The organism is Hymenobacter sp. NBH84 (assembly GCF_014217645.1).
Lineage (GTDB): Bacteria > Bacteroidota > Bacteroidia > Cytophagales > Hymenobacteraceae > Hymenobacter > Hymenobacter profundi.
This window is the reverse complement of the sequence record NZ_CP043644.1, coordinates 2,607,231-2,626,320: the sequence shown is the minus strand read 5'-3', so window position 1 is coordinate 2,626,320 and position 19,090 is coordinate 2,607,231. Positions and strand designations below refer to the sequence as shown.

Sequence of the window (19,090 nt, the reverse complement as noted above, 5' to 3'; positions counted from 1 at the left end):
ACCTACTTTTTACTACCGCTTTCTTTCAAGATTTCCCCGCTCCGTCCCGCAAACCTCAACCGCCTAACAACCCTTTTACCCCCTCACCTACACCGCTTATGGCACGATTAAACCTACTCGAAGAAACTCGTTTTGAGAAGCTGCCGGTAACCGTTTACCCCGATAAGCAGACTGCCTCCGTGAAGGTGGCCGAGCGCATTGCGCGCCTGATCCAGCGCAAGCAGGAAGCCGGCGAACAGGCGGTACTGGGCCTAGCCACTGGCGCTACCCCGGTGGGCGTGTACGAGGAGCTGGTGCGCCTGCACCAGGAGGAGGGCCTAAGCTTCCAGAACGTGGTGACGTTCAACCTGGACGAGTACTACCCGATGTTGCCCGACGCGCCGCAGAGCTACGTCACGTTCATGAACGAAAACCTGTTCGACCACATCGACATCAAGCGGGAGAACATTCACATTCCCGACGGCACCCTGGCGCCGGAAGAGGTAGCAGCGTTTTGCTTGAATTATGAGCGGCAGATTGAGGAAGTAGGCGGGTTGGATTTACAAATTCTGGGCATTGGCCGGACGGGCCACGTGGGCTTCAACGAGCCGGGCTCGGCGCCCAACTCGGGCACTCGCCTGGTAACCCTGGACGACCTCACGCGCCGCGACGCTTCCCGCGACTTCGGCGGGAAGGAAAACGTGCCCACCAAGGCCATTACCATGGGCATCGGCACTATCTTCAAAGCCCGCGAAATTGTGCTGATGGCCTGGAGCGGCAAGAAAGCGCCCATCATCAAGAAAGCGGTGGAAGGCGAGGTATCGGGCGAGGTGCCGGCTACCTACCTGCAACTGGCCGATAACGTGGAGTTTGTGCTGGACGCCGACGCCGCTTCCGAGCTGACGCGCTTTGATACGCCCTGGCTGGTGAAGGACTGCGTGTGGGATGAAATGCTGATCAAGAAGGCCGTGATTTGGCTGTCGAATACCCTGTGTAAGCCTATTTTGAAGCTCACAGAGGAAGACTACAACAACAACGGCATGGCCCAGCTGGCCACCGAGCGCGGCCCGGCCTACAACATCAACATTCAGATTTTCAACAAGCTCCAGCACACCATCACGGGGTGGCCCGGTGGCAAGCCCGGCGCCGACGACTCGCAGCGCCCCGAGCGCGCACTTCCGGCCAAAAAGCGCGTTATCGTATTCTCGCCCCACCCCGACGACGACGTGATTTCGATGGGTGGCACCTTTATTCGCCTTATCGACCAGGGCCACGACGTGCACGTGGCCTACCAGACCTCGGGCAATACGGCGGTGTGGGACGACGACGTGCTGCGCTACATGGAGTTTGCCATTGACCTGGAAAACAGCCTGGGCCGCGACAGCAGCGAACTGCAAACGGTGTATGACAACATGCGCGAGTTTATCGAGCAGAAGCAACCCAACCAGGTAGACACGCAGGAAATCCGGAACGTGAAGAGCTACATTCGGAAGAGTGAAGCCATTGCGGGCGCCCGTTATGCCGGCCTACCCGACAGCCATATTCACTTCCAGGCCCTACCATTCTACGAGTCGGGCAAAACCTCGAAGTACCCCGTAACGGACGCCGATATTGAGCTGACGATGGAGCTCCTGCAAGAGGTGAAGCCCCAGCAGGTGTTCGTGGCCGGCGACTTTGCCGACCCCAACGGCACGCACATCGTGTGCTTCAACATTATTGCCGAGTCGTTGCGCCGCCTGAAGCAGACCGAGGAATGGGTGAAGGACTGCTGGGTGTGGATGTACCGCGGCGCGTGGCACGAGTTTAAGCCCTACGAGATTGAAATGGCTGTGCCGCTGTCGCCGTTGGAGGTGATTCGCAAGCGCAACGCTATCTTCAAGCACCAAAGCCAGAAGGACACGCCCGTGTTCCCCGGCGACGACTCCCGCGAGTTCTGGGTGCGCGCCGAGCAGCGCAACCGTGAAACCGCCCTGCAATACGACAACCTGGGCCTAGCCGACTACGAAGCAATGGAGGCTTTCGTGCGCTGGCACTTTTAGGGGGTAGGGCAGTTTTTTTCGCTGTCATCTATTTATCTGTCATCCTGAGCTTGCGAAGGACCTTATGCCAGCTGAACGAGTCGTCGGTACAGCTGTCGTTCCTGCGTGAGAAGGTCCTTCGCAAGCTCAGGATGACAGATAAATGGATGGTGAAGCTTTTCGCCACACGCATACAGCAGGCCGCTTTCGGGTAGGCACGCAGAAGCAAATAGAATGACCCAAACCAACTACATCGGCATTGACATCGGGGGCACCAAGGTGCACATCGGCGTGGTGCAGGATGGGCAAATTATAAACGAAGTTCGCTTCGAAACTTCGGCACAGGCGCCACAGGAGCAGATTCTGGGCGAGCTAGTACGGCATATTCAGCTGATGCTGGATACCGCCGACGTGGCCGGTATTGGAATTGGTGTGCCAGGGCTGGTGGATGAGCAGCAGGGCGTGGTGCACAACGTGCAGAACATACCCTCGTGGCGGGAAGTACGGCTTAAGGAACACCTGTCCGGCCACTTCGCGCAGCCCGTGTACATGACCAACGACGCCAACGCCTTTGCCGTGGGCGAGAAAATCTTCGGCCAGGGCCAGCCCTACGCCAACCTGGTGGGCATTACGCTGGGTACGGGGCTCGGTGCGGGCATCATCATCAACCACGACCTCCACGCGGGCGTGCTTTCCAGCGCCGGTGAGTTCGGCTGCATTCCCTACCTCGACAAGACCGTGGAGGATTATTGCAGCGGTAAGTTTTTCGCGCAGCACTACCAGCAGGAGGGTAGCACCCTGCACGCCCTGGCCCGTACCGGCGATGCGCGCGCCCTAGAAGCGCTGGCCAGCTACGGCCGCCACCTGGGCAATGTCATCAAGATTATCCTGCACACGCTGGCGCCGGAAGCCATTTTCCTGGGCGGGTCGGTGAGCCACTGCTACGAGTTTTTCCGGGAGGCTATGGAAGCCAGCATCCGCGAGTTTCCCTTCCGTTTGGTAACCGACCGCTTGGTGGTAGCGCCCTCTGAGTTGCGCAACGCGGCCGTGCTGGGCGCGGCCGCGCTGTGTAAAATGAAGCAGGAACTCAGCCCCGCTACTCCCCAAACATTGCCCCTCTAACTGCCTATTTCAGCCTCCTTCTCAAACCCTACACCATGACGAAAGCAGCTACCACGTCTCCGGCGACCGTGCCCACGGCCAACACGCAGCAAACCAGGTCCATTGTCATCATTGGAGCGCTGTTCTTCATTTTCGGCTTCGTGACGTGGCTGAACTCGGTGCTGGTTCCCTACTTGCGGATTGCCTGCGAGCTGAGCAACTTTCAGGCGTACTTAGTCACCTCCGCTTTCTATATTTCCTACCTCGTGATGGCCATACCATCAGCGTGGGTATTGGAAGCCACGGGTTTCAAGAAAGGCATGTCGGTAGGGTTGCTAGTGATGGCCGTGGGGGCACTGGTTTTTATTCCGGCGGCCTACACACGTACCTATGGGTTGTTTTTGCTAGGCCTGTTTATTCTGGGCTCGGGGCTAGCATTGCTGCAAACAGCTTCCAACCCTTACATCACCATTCTGGGGCCGCGCGAAAGCGCTGCCAAGCGTATTAGCGTGATGGGCATTTGCAACAAGGTAGCTGGTGCGCTAGCTCCCGTTGCCCTTGGTGCGGTGGTACTAAAAGATGCCGATTCCTTGGTGGCGCGCCTCAAAACGATGAATCTGGCCACCAAAGCCGCCGAGCTTGACGCACTGGCCGCCCGCGTGGTGACCCCCTACCTGTTGATAACGGCCGTACTGGTGCTCCTGGCTGTGCTCATCTACTTTTCTTCCCTACCCGAAATCGACACCGACCACGAGGACGAAACCGTAGCGGCTGCCAATACCAACAAAACCAGCGTGTTGCAATTTCCGCACCTGCTACTGGGGGCGCTAGCTATGTTTTTCTACGTGGGCGTGGAGGTTATTGCTGGCGATACCATCATCAGCTATGGTAACGCACAGGGTATTGCGCTGGAAACGGCCAAATTTTTCACCACGTTTACGATGGGTGCCATGATTGTGGGTTACCTCATCGGTATTGTGGCCATTCCGAAGTTCATCTCTCAGGAAAAGGCGCTGCAACTGTTTGCTGTGATAGGAGTGGCGTTTGCTTTGGGGGCGCTGTCTACCAGCGGCATCACGTCGGTACTGTTCATTGCGTTGCTCGGGCTGGCTAACTCGCTCATCTTCCCAGCCATCTGGCCGCTGGCTATTGCGGGCCTGGGCCGCTTCACCAAGATTGGCTCGTCTTTCCTGATTATGGCCATTGCCGGCGGGGCCGTGTTGCCGCCCCTCTACGGTGGTCTGGCCGATGCGTTCAGCCCCCAACAAGCGTACTGGCTGGTGATTCCCTGCTATTTGTTCATTCTCTACTACGGCCTGGCTGGGCACAAAGTCCGCCGGTAAAACCTCACCCCCGGCCCCCGCTTCCGCTTACCAACACCTACGTCTGCATCGTTCTCGCATGTCACCACACAAACTCCTACTCCCGCTTCTACTGCTTGCTACCCCGCTACTTGCGCAGCAGCGCTACGAGCTGAACACCGGCTGGCAGGCCACGCCCAAAGGTAAAGTGAGCGTAGAAGGAACCGCGCTTTCGCAGCCTACCTACGCCCTGAGCGGGTGGCAGCCCGCCGTGGTGCCCGGCACGGTGCTTACTACCCAGTTGGTTAACAAGCAAGTGCCCGACCCGTTTTACGGGATGAACAACAAGCAGATACCTGATATTTACAAGACAGGTAGGGACTACTACACCTATTGGTTTGCCAAGGATTTCACGGAAAAGGCTAGCGGCGACGAGCAAGTGTGGCTGCACCTGCGCGGCGTGAACTACAGCTGCGACGTGTTTTTGAACGGGCAGAAGCTGAACGCGCAGACCCACCACGGCATGTTTCTGCGCCAGACCTACAACGTAACACCCTACCTGGCCAAGGACGGCAAGAACCGCCTGGCCGTCATCGTGTACCCGCCCGACCCCGTGGGCAACCCCAACGGCGGCCAGGGCGGGGACGGCACCATTGCCCGCAACAACACCACGCAATACACCGCCGGCTGGGACTGGATTCAGCCCATTAGGGACCGGAATACCGGCATCTGGGACAAGGTGACGATTGAGAAAACCCAACAGATCAACGTCAAGAATCCGCACATCATCACCCGCGTGCCGGGCAAGCGCAAGCCTACCGGTCCGCAGGCGCCGGCTACCGTGCAGGTGTCGGCCGAGCTGGAAAATCCGACAGCCCAGAAGGTAGCGGGCGTGTTGCGCTACACCATTGATGGCCGCACGGTAGACCAGAAAGTCACCATTCCAGCCCGCACTACCCAGCAGGTGAGCCTCAAAGATCTCAGCCTACCCAACCCCAAGCTGTGGTGGCCCAATGGCTACGGCGACCAGCCACTGTACGAATCGAAGCTACAATTCCTGGTGAAGGGCAAAACCGTGTCGGATGAGGAAACGGTGCAGGTGGGTGTACGCGAGATTCAGCGGGAGTGGAACACCACCACCCAGAGCATGGAGGTGCACCTGAATGGGCAAAAAATCTTCATCAAGGGCGGCAACTGGATTATTTCTGATGCCATGCTGCGCTTCACGGATGCTCGCTACGACGCGGAAATCCGCTTCCACCGCGACATGAACCTGAACCTGATTCGGGTGTGGGGCGGTGCGCTGGTAGAGCGCCCCGAGTTCTACCAGGCCTGCGACAAGTACGGCATGCTGGTGATGCAGGACTTCTGGATGTCGGGCGATGCCAACGGCCGCTGGGTGGACCCCATGAAGCTGGAAGACCAGTGGACCCGCCGCAAGTACCCCAACGACCACCAATTGTTCATCAAGTCGGCGGCCGACCAGGTGAAGATGGTGCGCAACCACGCTTCGCTGGCTATCTGGTGCGGCGGCAACGAAATCACTCCGCCCAAGGACATTCTTACTGCCTTGGAGGATTCGGTTTTGCCCAAGTTGGACGGCACGCGCTGGTTTGTGCCCTACTCCAACTCGGATAGCATGTCGTACAACAACCAGGGCGGCAACGGCGACGGGCCTTACGGCATTCAGAACCTGCGCAGCTTCTGGGAGCACCGCACCTACCCCTTCAACTCGGAGGTAGGCTCGGTAGGGGTAGGCGATGAGGAGTCGCTGGCGCGGTTTGTTCCGCCGGCCAACATGGTGCCCCCGCGCTACCTCGGCGCCGATAAAAAGCCCACCGAGGCCGTGGATTCGGTGTGGCAGTACCACCTCTACATTGGCTACGAAGACCATTTGCTACCCTACGGCGCACCCAAAACCGTGCGCGACTTCGGCCTGAAAGCCCAGCTGGTAAACTACGACCAGTACCGCGCTCTGATGGAGGGCTTTAGCTCGCACATGTGGGAGTGGTACACGGGCAGCATCATCTGGAAAACCCAAAACCCTTGGACTGCCCTGCGCGGCCAGATGTACGACTACTACCTCGACCCCAACGCCTGCCTCTATGGCCTGCGCACCGGCAGCGAGCCGCTGCACGTGATGTATAATCCCGTGGATAGCGCCGTGGTATTGGTGAACAACACCTTCGAAACCAAGCGCAACCTGATGCTGGTGGTAGACGCCTACGACATGGCCGGTAAGAAAACCAGCCTGACGCAGGTAATCGTGGAAATCAACCCCTCGCAAGCCAAAAAGTACCTACCCATTGCCGGCGCGATGCGCAAGCTGGCGCGGGAGAAAGGCACGTTCCTGATGCTGCAATTGCAGGATCTGAACAAGCAGCCCGTAAGCCAGAACTTCTACTGGATACCCGATGCCAAAGGGCAGTACTCGGGCTTGCAAACCATGAACAAGGCGCCGCTGGGCCTAACCGCCCGCCAAACCGCGCCCGGTAAGGTAGAAGTAACCCTCACGAACCCCGCCAACCAACCGGTGGCTTTCTTCAACCGCGTGTCGCTGGTGAACCAGCAGACCCAGAAGCGCGTGCTCCCTACCTTCTACAGCGACAACTACGTGTCGGTGCTGCCGGGGGAACGCAAAACCGTGACGCTGGATTATACGCCCGGCGCGGAAGTCGGCACGCCGGCCGTGTCGGTGGAGGGCTGGAACGTGGCGAAGCAGGTGGTGCCGGTGGCACAGTAGGGGAGACCCCACCCCCCAACCCCCTCCCCTCCGGGAGAGGGGGAGCCGTGACAGGAACTGTTAGCTAATGGCTATTAGCCATTAGCATTATTCAAACTAGAAAGCTGTTAGCCAAATCGTCCGGCTCCCCCTCTCCCGGAGGGGAGGGGGCGGGGGGGGTGGGGTGAATCGTTGAACTACACCTATGACTAGATTTCTGTGGTTGATCTTCCTACTCCTCATCACCGGTACAGCGACTGCCCAAACCGCCCCCGAGCGCTACCCGCTGATTCCCTACCCTGCCTCTTTGACACCGGCAACGGGCACCTTCACCATTACCAAAGCCACCCAACTGGCCCTACCCAAAGAGGGCAAACATTTCGAAAAGGAAGCCGAGCAACTACAAGCGTTATTGCGCAATGGGGTAGGGGCGCCGCTGAAAACCACAAAGAAACTAGTCGCTAACGGCATTGAGCTACGCTACGATGCCTCGATAATGGCCCCAGAGGGCTACCGCCTGACCATCACACCGCAGCAGATGACGCTGGCGGCCAAGGAGCCAGCGGGTATGTTCCGGGCAGTGCAGACGGTGCGGCAGTTGCTGCCGGCTACTATCGAAAAGGCCGGTAAGAGTGCCGCGCCGATGACGCTGCCCGCCGTGCAGATTGAAGACCAGCCGGCCTACGCCTGGCGCGGTATGCACCTGGACGTGTCCCGCCATTTCTTCGATGTCGCTTACCTCAAGAAATACATGGACTTGCTGGCGCTCTACAAGTTCAACAAGCTGCACCTGCACCTCACCGACGACCAGGGCTGGCGCCTGGAAATCAAGAAGTACCCCAAGCTGACGGAGGTAGGCGCCTGGCGCACCTTCAACAACCAGGATTCGGCGTGCATCAAGAAGTCAAAGGATAACCCCGATTTTGCCCTGGAGCCCAAGCACCTACGCCAGCGCAACGGCCAAACAGAATATGGAGGCTTTTACACTCAGGATGAGATGCGCGGCATCATTGCTTATGCTATGGCGCGTCACATCGAGGTCATCCCCGAAATCGACATGCCCGGCCATATGATGGCTGCCATTCGGGCCTACCCCTTTCTTACCTGCAACGGCAAAAACGACTGGGGTAAGCTGTTTTCGACCCCCATCTGCCCCTGCAACGAAAGCACCTACGAGTTCGTGGAAAACGTGCTGACGGAGGTAGCCGCCCTGTTTCCGAGTCCCTACGTGCACATCGGTGCCGACGAGGTAGACAAAGCCAGCTGGAGCACGACGGCCTGTACCGAGCTGATGCAGAAGGAGGGCATCAAGGACGTGAACGGCTTGCAGAGCTACTTTGTGCGGCGCATTGAGCGGTTTTTGCAGAGCAAAGGCAAGAAAATGATTGGCTGGGACGACATGCTGGAAGGCGGCATCGACCCATCGGCCACCGTGATGTACTGGCGCAGCTGGGTGAAGGACGCCCCCGCCAAAGCCATCCGCAACGGCAACCCGCTCATTATGACGCCGGTGAGCACGCTCTACTTTGACAACCTGCCAGATAAGAATTCCCTGGAGAAAGTCTACGACTTCGAGGTAGTGCCCGCCGACCTAGACGCTACCACCGCGAAAAAAGCCATTCTAGGTGCCCAGGCCAACCTCTGGACCGAACAAGTGCCCTCCGAAAACCGCGCCGGCTACATGGTGATGCCCCGGATGACGGCCCTGGCCGAGGTGGTGTGGACCAACAAAAAACAGTACGCTTCCTACCTCACCCGCCTGCGCCAGCACTACCCCCGCCTGGCCCTGCTGAACGTGCACTACCGCGTGCCCGACCTGGCAGGCTTCTCCGAGGAAAGCGTTTTCACCGACAAAACGTCTTTGCAGGTCGAGAAGCCGCTCGATAATCTGATCATCCGTTACACCACCGATGGTAGCATCCCCACGGACGCTTCGCCTGTGCTGCCGGCTGCCTTACCCATCACCCAGCCTATTACCGTGAAGCTGGTGGCTTTCACGCCGGAGGGGCTGCGGGGCGATACATACGCCATCCGGTACAAGCAGCAAGCCTACGCCGCACCCGTATCGGCAAAGGCGCCGGCGCCGGGCCTCACGGCTACGTACTTCACTGGTTACTTCAAAAAATCGGCGCTGATGCAGCAGGCTAAGGCCAACGGTAGCACCACCGTAACCAGCGTGCAGGTACCCAAGCAGGCAGAGGCCGACCAGTTCGGGGTGCAGTTTCGGGGCTACCTCGACGTACCGGAAACCGGCATCTACACGTTCTACCTCACCTGCGACGACGGCGGCACCCTACGCCTCGCCGACCGCATGGTAGTCGACAACGACGGCCTGCACTCGGCCATTGAGAAAACCGGACAGGTAGCCCTCACGAAAGGGTTGCACCCTATCGCCCTCGATTTTGTAGAAGGTGGAGGCGGCTACACGCTGCTCCTCAAATACAGCAAAGACGGCAGCGAGCCGCAGCAAGTGCCAGCCAATTGGCTGAAGCACTAAAAGCACACGACAATTCTAACCTCTGTAGTTTAATGAAGATACAACCCACCCGCTCTATCTGGTCTATTGTGGCGCTGGCCGGTAGCGTTGCCGTGTTCAACGCCTGTTCTGGTACTACCAAGGTAGCCAGCGGATCTACTGCTCCCGCTGCCATTCCGGCCCCCACAGGCCTCACCCGGTTCGTAGACCCCTACATTGGTACGGGCTTCCACGGGCACGTATTCATGGGGGCCAACGTGCCCTTCGGAGCGGTGCAGCTGGGGCCGGTGAACATCTCCGAGGGCTGGGATTGGTGCTCGGGCTACCACTATTCCGATTCCACCATCATTGGCTTTTCGCACACCCACCTCAGCGGCACCGGCATCGGCGACCTGGGCGACGTGGCGGTGATGCCCACTACAGGAGAGGTGCAGGTGATGCGCGGCTCGGTGAAAAACAAGAGCCGTAGCTACGTATCGGCGTTTTCGCACGAGGACGAAACCGCCCGCCCCGGCTACTACGCCGTGCAGCTGAAGCGCTACGGCATCCGGGCCGAGCTGACGGCATCCGAGCGGGTAGGCTTTCATCAGTACACCTTCCCTCAGGCGAAAGATTCGCACCTGATTATCGACTTGCAGCAGGGCATCGGTTGGGACCAGGCCACCGATACGCACCTGGAAAAGCTCAACGATAGTACCCTGGTAGGGTACCGCTTCTCGAAAGGCTGGGCCAAGGATCAGCGCCTGTACTTCGCGGCGGTTCTCTCGAAGCCTATGCGCGAGTTTGCCAGCGTGCAGGTTGTGGATTCGTTGGGTAATACCACGCCGGCCACCAAGGGCACCCGCCTGAAAGGGGTAGTCACGTTTGCCACCAAGGCCGGCGAGCAGGTGAAACTGAAGGTAGGGATTTCGCCCGTCAGCACTGAGAATGCGCTGGCCAACATCCAGGCTGAGATTCCGCACTGGAATTTCCAGAAGACCGTGGCCGCCGCCGATGCCGCCTGGAACCAGGAGCTGGGCAAGGTGCAGATCAAAACCGAAAACCAAGACCAGCAAAAGGTTTTCTACACGGCGCTTTACCACACCATGATTGCGCCCTCGACCTTCAACGACCACAACGGCGACTACTGGGGCACCGACAAAAAAGTGCATAAAAACGCGTCCTTCACCAACCTCACTACCTTCTCGCTGTGGGATACCTACCGGGCGGCGCACCCGCTGTTCACCATCCTGCAAACCAGCCGGGTAAACGACATGGTGAACACCATGCTGGCCATCTACCAGCAGCAGGGTAAGCTGCCCGTGTGGCACCTGATGGCCAACGAAACCAACACGATGGTAGGCTACAGCGCCGTGCCAGTGGTAGTAGATGCCTACCTCAAAGGCTTCGACGGCTTCGACGCCAATCTAGCCTATGAGGCTATCAAGACCACCGCCATGCGCGACGAAAGTGGCCTGAAAGCCGTGAAAGAGCTGGGCTTCATCCCCGCCAACAGCGAGGTAGAGAACGTGTCGAAAGGCTTGGAATACGCTGTGGACGACTGGTGCATTGCCCAGATGGCCAAGAAGATGGGTAAGCAGGAGGACTACGCCTACTTCAGTAAGCGCGCCAAAAACTACCAGAACTATTTCGATAAAAGCGTGGGCTTCATGCGGGGACGCGTGTCCAAAACCGAGTGGCGCACGCCGTTCAGCCCGTTCCAGTCGGTGCACATGAAGAGCGACTTCACAGAGGGCAACGCCTGGCAATACACCTGGCTGGTACCGCAGGATGTGGAAGGCCTAGTTGGCCTGCTGGGCGGCGAGAAGCGCTTCACGCAGAAGCTCGATTCGCTGTTTACGGTGCAGGGCAACATGGGCGAAGAAGCCTCGCCCGACATTTCGGGTCTCATTGGGATGTATGCCCACGGCAACGAGCCCGGCCACCATATCACCTACCTCTACAGCTACGTGGGCCAGCCCTGGAAAACCGCCGAGAAGGTGCGCTTCATCATGGACCAGTTCTACACCACCAAGCCCGACGGCATCATCGGCAACGAGGACGTGGGGCAGATGTCGGCGTGGTACGTGCTGTCGGCTATGGGCTTCTACCCTCTGAACCCCGCTAATGGTGCCTTTGTGTTTGGCAGCCCCATGGTGCAGCAGGCCACGCTGGCCCTACCCAATGGCAAGTCGCTTTCCATTGAGGCCAAGAATAATAGCGCCACCCATAAATACATCCAGTCCGTGACCCGCAACGGCCAGCCCTACCTCAAGTCCTACATCACCCACCAAGATCTGATGCAGGGCGGCACATTGGTGCTGGAAATGGGACCTAAGCCCAGCCCTACCTGGGGCGTAGCGCCGGAAAACCGGCCGCGCTCCGTAATGCAGTAAGCCGACCTACCTCACCCTAACTTGGTGCATGCGTCTACACCTCGCGTGCCGTTCGCAAAGCCGGCTGCCTCAGGCAGCCGGTTTTCTTTTTGGGTGGTGTAGTAGGCGATAAACTGCCCGCTCATGCCCATCGCATGGGTAAGGGCCGACTATTTTTCTACGTAGTAGTGTAAATTTTCTTTTGCGATAATATCCAGCGGTAAGTACTTGAAGGGAGATACTTCCTTTTTGAAAACAAGCTGATCGGCCAGGGCATACAAGCCATAATATCCCTGTTCCTTAGGGTTCTGATTGATCAGGAAGTCAATAGTCCCTTCTTGCAGGTACTGAATGTTTTCTTCCAGCAAATCGTAGCCTACCAAGCGAATACGGTGGGCATAGGGTTGGAGGTAGGGCGCAATAGCATACGCCCTGGATGTACTGACGAAGATGCCCCGCAACTGCTGATCCTGCGCCAACAGCTCGGTGAGTTGGCAGGCAAAGGTAGACTCGGTGGGGTAGGGGAGGTCGATGCTGCGAATGGTGTTGCCGGCTGCCTGCGGGGCGGGCAGTTGGGCAAAGTAGTCGCGGAAGCCTTGTTCTTTCTGCGTTACGTGCACGGAGTTGGCAATGTCCTCGGCAATGTGGGCAATGAGGTAGGTGCCCGGCTGCATTTGCCCAAACTGAAGCAGCTTGCCAGCCAAGTAGCCACTCTGATAAGAGTCCTGCCCCACGTAGCTCAGCGGGTTAATTTCCGTGATATAGGTGTTGAACAGCACGTACGGAATCTTGGCGTGCTGCCACCGCTCAAAAAACGGCAACGATTCGCGGTAGAACAGTGGCGCAATCACAATGCCATCGGGTTGGGCCTGCGTGGCCAACTCTATCTGCTCCAGAAAAGACTCCACCCGCGACATATCGTAGGGGTATACCGTGAGCACCACGCCGTACTGCTGCAACTCCCGGGCTGCCTTGTTGATGCCCTCCCACGGGGCCTGCCAGTAGGGGTCCAGCGTGTGGCTGGGCTGAATAGCTGCTAGCCGGTACGTGCGGTTGGAGCCCAGCGTACGCGCAATCATGTTGGGCTCGTATTCCAGCTCCTCCATCATCAGCAGCACCTTTTGGCGCACGTCCTCGGCCACCCGGCCGCGGTTATGCAGCACCCGGTCTACCGTGCCCACCGAAACGTTTGCCTTCGCTGCTATATCCTTAATGCGTACCGCATTCTTACCCATAACTATACTTTATATGTAAGTGAAACCTGATGATCTGCATCATGTGAAAAAACGGCTGACAATACGAGCTGATACCGAAGTGGCCATCATGCGTGCCTACAGCTGAAACCAGCGAAGCCAGGTCTGTACGTTTGCCAGAGTGCATGGCCGTAGCCACAAAGCATGCCACCACACGAAGTAGTTGCTGCTAGAAAGGTCGGTTAAATCCAAGCGCCGTTGCAATGACACGTTGGTAAATAGTGGGTAACTCTCTACGAAGGGTAGAAAATGCAGCGTAGTACGGCTGGTTCTGCCAAAAATAGGGGGCACTGTTAAAAGAAAAAGGGCTAGATCATGTGCTATTTATCTACCATCAAGCTTCTACAATCGGCTGAGACTCGTAATAGTGAAGATTTACTAGGTTTTGTCCTAAAAAGAAGTCTAAAATACAACAATAATACATAGAAGAAATATCTTTTTGCGTGTGCGCACACTTGCTATATTCAGCTCTGCGTGTGCCCACACATTTTTATTTTATATTATTTGCTTTATAATTAAGCGATGATTACGTTTGAGTTAAGCCAACGAATTCAGCTTCTTAAAATGCAGTTCGGTATAGCTTGCCGTGTTCAGTTGGGAACCTGACTGGTAGCACAACTGCAACAACATCTGTAAACCCTCCAGCTTGTACTGGGTAAGGGAGTTGGATAGGTATGCCGCCAAATTGAAAAAGTTACATTTCAAGGCCGCAGTATGGTAACTCGCGGTATTGTGTGATACAAGTAAAAAATAGCACAGAAAGCGAAACAGTTTTCGCGTGTACGCACACATTTCTTTTCTTTGGTTTTGATTTAGTTGATGTGGTTTAGTATGTTTGAAAGGAACTAAATACTTCCTGTTGGGAAAATCTTATTTCTCAACAGGCTAAAAAGCACCTTTACTAATACGCTTTCCACTCGTTGCTGCTACACTGCCACGAAGTACAACCGATTGTGTAAGGTCCGTCTGCTGCCGTCCTTTCCCGCCCTTTCCACCAATTTTCTTTCGCTGCTATGCTGCATTACCTGATAAGGTAAGGTAGGAAGCAGCTAGTGCATTTTAGCGGGTCCGATTCGTGGGCTGCTCAACGCAAGTAACTCATCTTCATTCCTCTCACTCCATACACCATGATAAGAAAAACTCTACAATTATTTGTACTGCTCTTGCTGCTGTGTCAGGCCCAGGCCTGGGCACAGGGGACGAAGGTCTCGGGCAAGATAACCGACAACTCCAATGAGCCGCTCATTGGGGTGAGTGTAGTGGTAAGCGGTACCACGCAAGGCGCCACTTCCGATGTAGACGGCAACTACACCGTAACGGCTCCCGACGGTGCCTCGCTGGTGTTCTCTTACATTGGCTACATCAGCCAGACGGTGCCCGTGAACGGCCGCTCCTCCATCAACATTATCCTGGCCAACGACACCAAGCAGTTGGGCGAAGTAGTGGTAACGGCGCTGGGCATCAAGAAAGATGAGCGCAAGCTGGGGTATGCCGTGACAACGGTAGACGGCGAAAAGCTGAACGTAGCCCGCGAAACCAACGTGGCCAACTCCCTACAGGGCCGCGTGGCGGGCTTGAACGTGGGTGGCACCAGCGGCGGCCCCGGCTCCTCGGCTCGGCTCAACATTCGCGGCGTAACGTCCTTCTCGGGTGCTTCGCAGCCGCTGATTGTTATCAACGGTGTGCCTATGGACAACTCTGTGCGCGGTAGCTCCGGTGAGTGGGGCGGCGCCGACCTGGGCGATGGTATCAGCAACATCAACCCCGACGATATTGAGTCGATGACGGTGCTGAAAGGCTCGACTGCCTCGGCCCTGTACGGTGCCCGCGCCGCTAACGGCGTGATTCAGATTGTGACGAAAAGCGGTAACCGCGGCAAAACCACCATTGAGTACAACACCAACCTGCAATTCAGCCAGGCAGTAGACAACACCGACTTCCAGACGGTGTACGGCCAGGGCAGCCAGGGCGTGCGTCCTTCTGACCGGGCCTCGGCCATCAACTCGGGCAACACGGCCTGGGGTGAGCGGCTGGACGGTCAGCCCACCATCGGCATCGACGGTCAGGAGCATCCTTACTCGCTACAGAAGAACAACATCAGAGACTTCTACCGCGTTGCCCCGTCCTGGACCAACACGCTGGCCGTGTCGGGTGGGGGCGAAAAAGGCACCTACCGCCTGTCGGTATCGAACCTGGACGCCAAGTCGATTCTGCGCAACAGCGGCCTGGACCGCCGCACGGTGAACTTCAACACCCAGTATGACCTGACCAAGAAGCTGAGCTTCAACCTGACGGCCAACTACATCGACCAGAAGGACAACAACCGTCCGCAGCTGAGCGACTCGCCGCTGAACGCCAACAACATCACCTTCCTGGCACCCAACATCGACCAGGCTACCCTGCGCCCCGGCTACGACCCCAGTAACAACGGCCTGGAAACAGCCTGGAACAACGATAGCTACGCCTCCAACCCATGGTTTGTGGTGAACCAGTTCAAAAATGACCTCTCGCGCAAGCGTCTGATTAGCGCCCTGTCGGCCCGCTACGCTTTCACCGACTACCTGTTCCTGCAAGGCCGGGTAGGCTACGACTACTCCAGCGACCGGCGCTTCAACGTGACGCCCTACGGCACGCTGTACTCGTCTAACGGTGAGGGCGGACTGGAGAACCTGACCCTGGGCTCGCGCCTGGAACTAAACACGGACGCACTGCTGTCGTTCAGCAAAGACCTAAACCAGGATATTTCCGTGAGTGCCAGCGTAGGCAGCAACTTCCGCCGCAACAACTTTGAAGCTACGCGTTTGTATGGCGGGCAATTCATCGTGCCCTACCTGTACACGCCTTCCAACCTGCGCACTCCTTCGCAGGAGTATCAGTACAGCCTCCTAGAAACGTTCTCGGCCTACTACACCGCAGATGTTACTTATAAGTATCTGACGCTGAGCACAACCGGCCGTTACGACCAGTTCTCTACCCTGCCGCGCAACGACCGTAGCATCTTCACGCCTTCGGTAGCTGCCAGCTTCATCTTCTCGGATCTGCTGCAATCATCGGTGCTGAGCTACGGTAAGCTGCGTGCTTCCTACGCCGAAACTAGCGGCGAGCCGGCTCAGCCCTACCAGACGGGCTTCTACTACAACATCAACCGCTCCATCAACGGCATTCCGCGCGCCTCGTTTGATTCGCGTCAGCCCAACGCCAACCTGAAACCCTACAGCCTCAACGAGTATGAGGTGGGCACAGAGTTGAAGTTCTTCCAGAATCGCATTGGCTTAGACGTGGCGTACTTCCGCCGCAAAACCGATGGTGAGATTGTAGGCGCCAGCTTGTCACCGGCCACCGGTTTCAATAGCCGATCGGTGAACCTGGGCTCTACCCTGAACCGTGGCGTGGAAGCCGCCCTGACCGTGACGCCGGTGAAAACGGGTGCCTTCACCTGGACGTCGTCGTTCAACATCACCAAGCTGAAAAACGAAGTATTGGACATTGACAACGGTGCCAACAACCCGTTGCAAACGGGTACCTACCGCCCTGGTGCCAACGGTGGTGCCAACATTGCCATTGTGAAGGGGCTGCCGATTGCCCAGATCCGGGCGTACGACTTCATGCGCGATGCCAACGGCAACGTGGTGATTGGAACCGATGGCGTACCAGTACGGGGCGAGTTGAAGCCGATGGGCTCGGGCATTGCTAACCTATTCGGCGGCTGGAACAACGATTTCAACTACCACAACTTCAGCCTGTCGTTCCTGATCGACTACAAGTTCAACAACAAGGTGCTGTCGGCTACGGAATACTACTCCTACACGCGTGGTCTGAACAAAGCCACCCTGGAAGGCCGCGAAACCGGCATTGTAGCAGAAGGGGTGAAAATGAACAGTGACGGAGATGTAACAAATGAAGTCAACGACATTGTGGTGCCGGCTTATGTGTACTACCCCAAGCTGATCAACAACGTGGATGCCCTGGCTGTGCTGGATGGCAGCTTCATCAAGTTCCGTCAGCTCACGCTGGGCTATACCCTCAACCAAGCCGTACTGGCAAAAACACCTTTCCAGGCTGTGACGCTGTCGTTAGTAGGTCGTAACTTGTTCACGATTATGAAGCGCACGGATAACATAGATCCGGAAAATACAATTTCTCCTCTGGTGGCGTACGCTGGGGTAGAAGGCGGTTCCCTACCATTTGCCCGCACATACGGCTTCACGCTCAACGTAAAATTCAAGTAATACAGGAATATGAAAAAGCCATTCCTATTTATAGCACTCACTGCGGCGCTGTGGAGCAGTTCCTGTTCCGAAGACCGCTTCGACGACGTCAATACCAATCCCAACGCGGCTTCAGCTGAGAACCTCAACCCCAACTACCTGCTCACCGACGGCCAGTTGGGCTACGCCAATACGGGCTATGCACAGTTGCTGTACCAAGCTCCGGCCATTCAGGCGCTGGCCAGCACGTTCAACTACTACGGCAACGGGGATAAGTACGTTAACGCGGGTGGTTTTGGGGGCTATCAGGCCCTGACCTTCAATAACTGCTACACGGCGCTGAGCCGCTTAGAGCAGGCCATTAGGGTAGCCAACACGCAGAGCCCTGAGCGCTTTGCCAACGTCATTGCCATCAGCAATATCATGAAGGTGATGATCTATCAGCGCCTCACTGATACCTACGGGGATATTCCGTATTCGGAAGCGCTGATGGCGCAGGAGGGTATTACGGCCCCCGCCTACGACAAGCAGGAGAACATTTACCCGGCTTTGCTGACGCAGTTGGAAGCAGGCATCAATAGCTTGAACACCACGGCCCCATTGGCTACCGGCGACCTGCTGTACGGCGGTAATGTAGCGCAGTGGAAAAAGCTGGGCTACTCCCTGATGGTGCGCGTGGCCATGCGCATGACCAAGGTGAACCCTACCCTGGCAAAAACCTGGACCGAGAAAGCCGTGGCTGGCGGCACCATGACAGCTACTAGCGACAACGCCATTGCCCAAACCGACGCCTCGCAGGGCGACATCCAGAATGCGACGTCGGGCGCCCTGCTCACGACCGATGACTTCCGGGAAGTGAAGTGGAGCAAGACGCTGATTGACTACCTGCGCACCAATGATGACCCACGCCTGGGCGCTATTGCCGAGATTCCGCAGGCGGGTGCTACCAACAACGCTAACCAGGGCCTGACTGGCAACACCGACCCCGCTGTGCAGCGTGGTCTGCCGAATGGCTACGACCTGGCTGGTGGAGATTTTGATATTCGGAAGCGTGCCGACTATCCGGGGCCTACGGGCGCCGCTGGCAATATTGCCCCGTTGGGTAATTATTCCCGCCCCCGCGTGAACGTGTACATCAAGCGCAACGCTCCTAACTTCCTGTTGACCTACGCCGAAACGGAGTTCCTGCTGGCCGAAGCCGCTACCCGCGGCTGGAGCGTGGGCGCTACGGCTGCCACGCACTACGCCAATGGCCTGCGCAGCGCCATGGAATCTCTGACGCAGATGGACGCGGCGGCTACCATTCCGGCCGCTACCATCACCGCCTATGTAGCTGCTCACCCGCTGACCACAACATCGGCAACGGACGCCTACCAGCAGATCAACAACCAGTACTGGCTGGAAACGTCCACTACCTTCAACTTTATTGAAGGCTGGTTTAACTGGCGTCGTTCGGGCTATCCCATGCTGACGCCCGTGAACTACCCTGGCAACGTGACTAACGGAACCATTCCGCGTCGTCTGCCATATCCGGCCGCTGAAATCTCCAACAATCCCGCTGGGTACCGGTCTGGGGTAGCCAGCCTGAACGGCGGCGATCTGCTGACCTCGCGGGTATGGTGGGATAAGTAATAGTGTATTTTTTGCACAGGTAAAAGAGAGGCTTTATCCCGGACGA

Annotated in this window: 9 protein-coding genes; 8 read left to right on the top strand and 1 reads right to left on the bottom strand. The window is 57.4% G+C overall.

Annotated elements, in window-relative coordinates:
* Positions 1 to 98: 98 nt before the first annotated feature.
* From nagB to F1C16_RS10945, 6 genes are all read left to right on the top strand, one after another.
* Positions 99 to 2,018 (top strand): glucosamine-6-phosphate deaminase, encoded by a 1,920-nt coding sequence (gene nagB, locus F1C16_RS10970; protein WP_185280699.1) that lies wholly within the window; start codon positions 99 to 101, stop codon positions 2,016 to 2,018.
* Between the two features lie 213 nt (positions 2,019 to 2,231).
* Positions 2,232 to 3,119, top strand: coding sequence for an ROK family protein (locus tag F1C16_RS10965; protein ID WP_185280698.1), 888 nt, complete (start codon positions 2,232 to 2,234; stop codon positions 3,117 to 3,119).
* A gap of 35 nt (positions 3,120 to 3,154) precedes the next feature.
* Positions 3,155 to 4,441, top strand: coding sequence for a sugar MFS transporter (locus F1C16_RS10960; protein WP_185280696.1), 1,287 nt, complete (start codon positions 3,155 to 3,157; stop codon positions 4,439 to 4,441).
* A gap of 58 nt (positions 4,442 to 4,499) precedes the next feature.
* On the top strand, positions 4,500 to 7,142 hold the full coding sequence (locus F1C16_RS10955; protein WP_185280694.1) for a glycoside hydrolase family 2 TIM barrel-domain containing protein: 2,643 nt from the start codon (positions 4,500 to 4,502) through the stop codon (positions 7,140 to 7,142).
* 184 nt (positions 7,143 to 7,326) lie between these two features.
* Positions 7,327 to 9,618 (top strand): family 20 glycosylhydrolase, encoded by a 2,292-nt coding sequence (locus F1C16_RS10950; protein WP_185280693.1) that lies wholly within the window; start codon positions 7,327 to 7,329, stop codon positions 9,616 to 9,618.
* A 32-nt stretch (positions 9,619 to 9,650) separates the two neighbouring features.
* Positions 9,651 to 11,972 carry a GH92 family glycosyl hydrolase gene (locus F1C16_RS10945; RefSeq protein WP_185280692.1) on the top strand — a complete coding sequence of 774 codons (2,322 nt, stop codon included), beginning with the start codon at positions 9,651 to 9,653 and terminating at the stop codon, positions 11,970 to 11,972.
* A 149-nt stretch (positions 11,973 to 12,121) separates the two neighbouring features.
* Here the strand turns inward: F1C16_RS10945 and F1C16_RS10940 are convergent, their stop codons facing one another.
* On the bottom strand, positions 12,122 to 13,186 hold the full coding sequence (locus F1C16_RS10940) for a LacI family DNA-binding transcriptional regulator (protein ID WP_185280691.1): 1,065 nt from the start codon (positions 13,184 to 13,186) through the stop codon (positions 12,122 to 12,124).
* 1,145 nt (positions 13,187 to 14,331) lie between these two features.
* Between F1C16_RS10940 and F1C16_RS10935 the strand changes: the two genes are divergently transcribed.
* Entirely contained in the window at positions 14,332 to 17,433 is a 3,102-nt protein-coding gene (locus tag F1C16_RS10935) for a SusC/RagA family TonB-linked outer membrane protein (RefSeq protein ID WP_185280690.1), read from the top strand.
* Between the two features lie 9 nt (positions 17,434 to 17,442).
* Complete coding sequence (locus F1C16_RS10930) at positions 17,443 to 19,044, top strand: SusD/RagB family nutrient-binding outer membrane lipoprotein (RefSeq protein WP_185280689.1); 1,602 nt, start codon at positions 17,443 to 17,445, stop codon at positions 19,042 to 19,044.
* Positions 19,045 to 19,090 lie beyond the last annotated feature (46 nt).

Excerpts from the sequence above, each read along its gene's own strand:
- nagB (WP_185280699.1), top strand. The coding sequence starts at position 99 with ATGGCACGATTAAACCTACTCGAAGAAACTCGTTTTGAGAAGCTGCCG.
- F1C16_RS10965 (WP_185280698.1), top strand. The coding sequence starts at position 2,232 with ATGACCCAAACCAACTACATCGGCATTGACATCGGGGGCACCAAGGTG.
- F1C16_RS10960 (WP_185280696.1), top strand. The coding sequence starts at position 3,155 with ATGACGAAAGCAGCTACCACGTCTCCGGCGACCGTGCCCACGGCCAAC.
- F1C16_RS10955 (WP_185280694.1), top strand. The coding sequence starts at position 4,500 with ATGTCACCACACAAACTCCTACTCCCGCTTCTACTGCTTGCTACCCCG.
- F1C16_RS10950 (WP_185280693.1), top strand. The coding sequence starts at position 7,327 with ATGACTAGATTTCTGTGGTTGATCTTCCTACTCCTCATCACCGGTACA.
- F1C16_RS10945 (WP_185280692.1), top strand. The coding sequence starts at position 9,651 with ATGAAGATACAACCCACCCGCTCTATCTGGTCTATTGTGGCGCTGGCC.
- F1C16_RS10940 (WP_185280691.1), bottom strand. The coding sequence starts at position 13,186 with ATGGGTAAGAATGCGGTACGCATTAAGGATATAGCAGCGAAGGCAAAC.
- F1C16_RS10935 (WP_185280690.1), top strand. The coding sequence starts at position 14,332 with ATGATAAGAAAAACTCTACAATTATTTGTACTGCTCTTGCTGCTGTGT.
- F1C16_RS10930 (WP_185280689.1), top strand. The coding sequence starts at position 17,443 with ATGAAAAAGCCATTCCTATTTATAGCACTCACTGCGGCGCTGTGGAGC.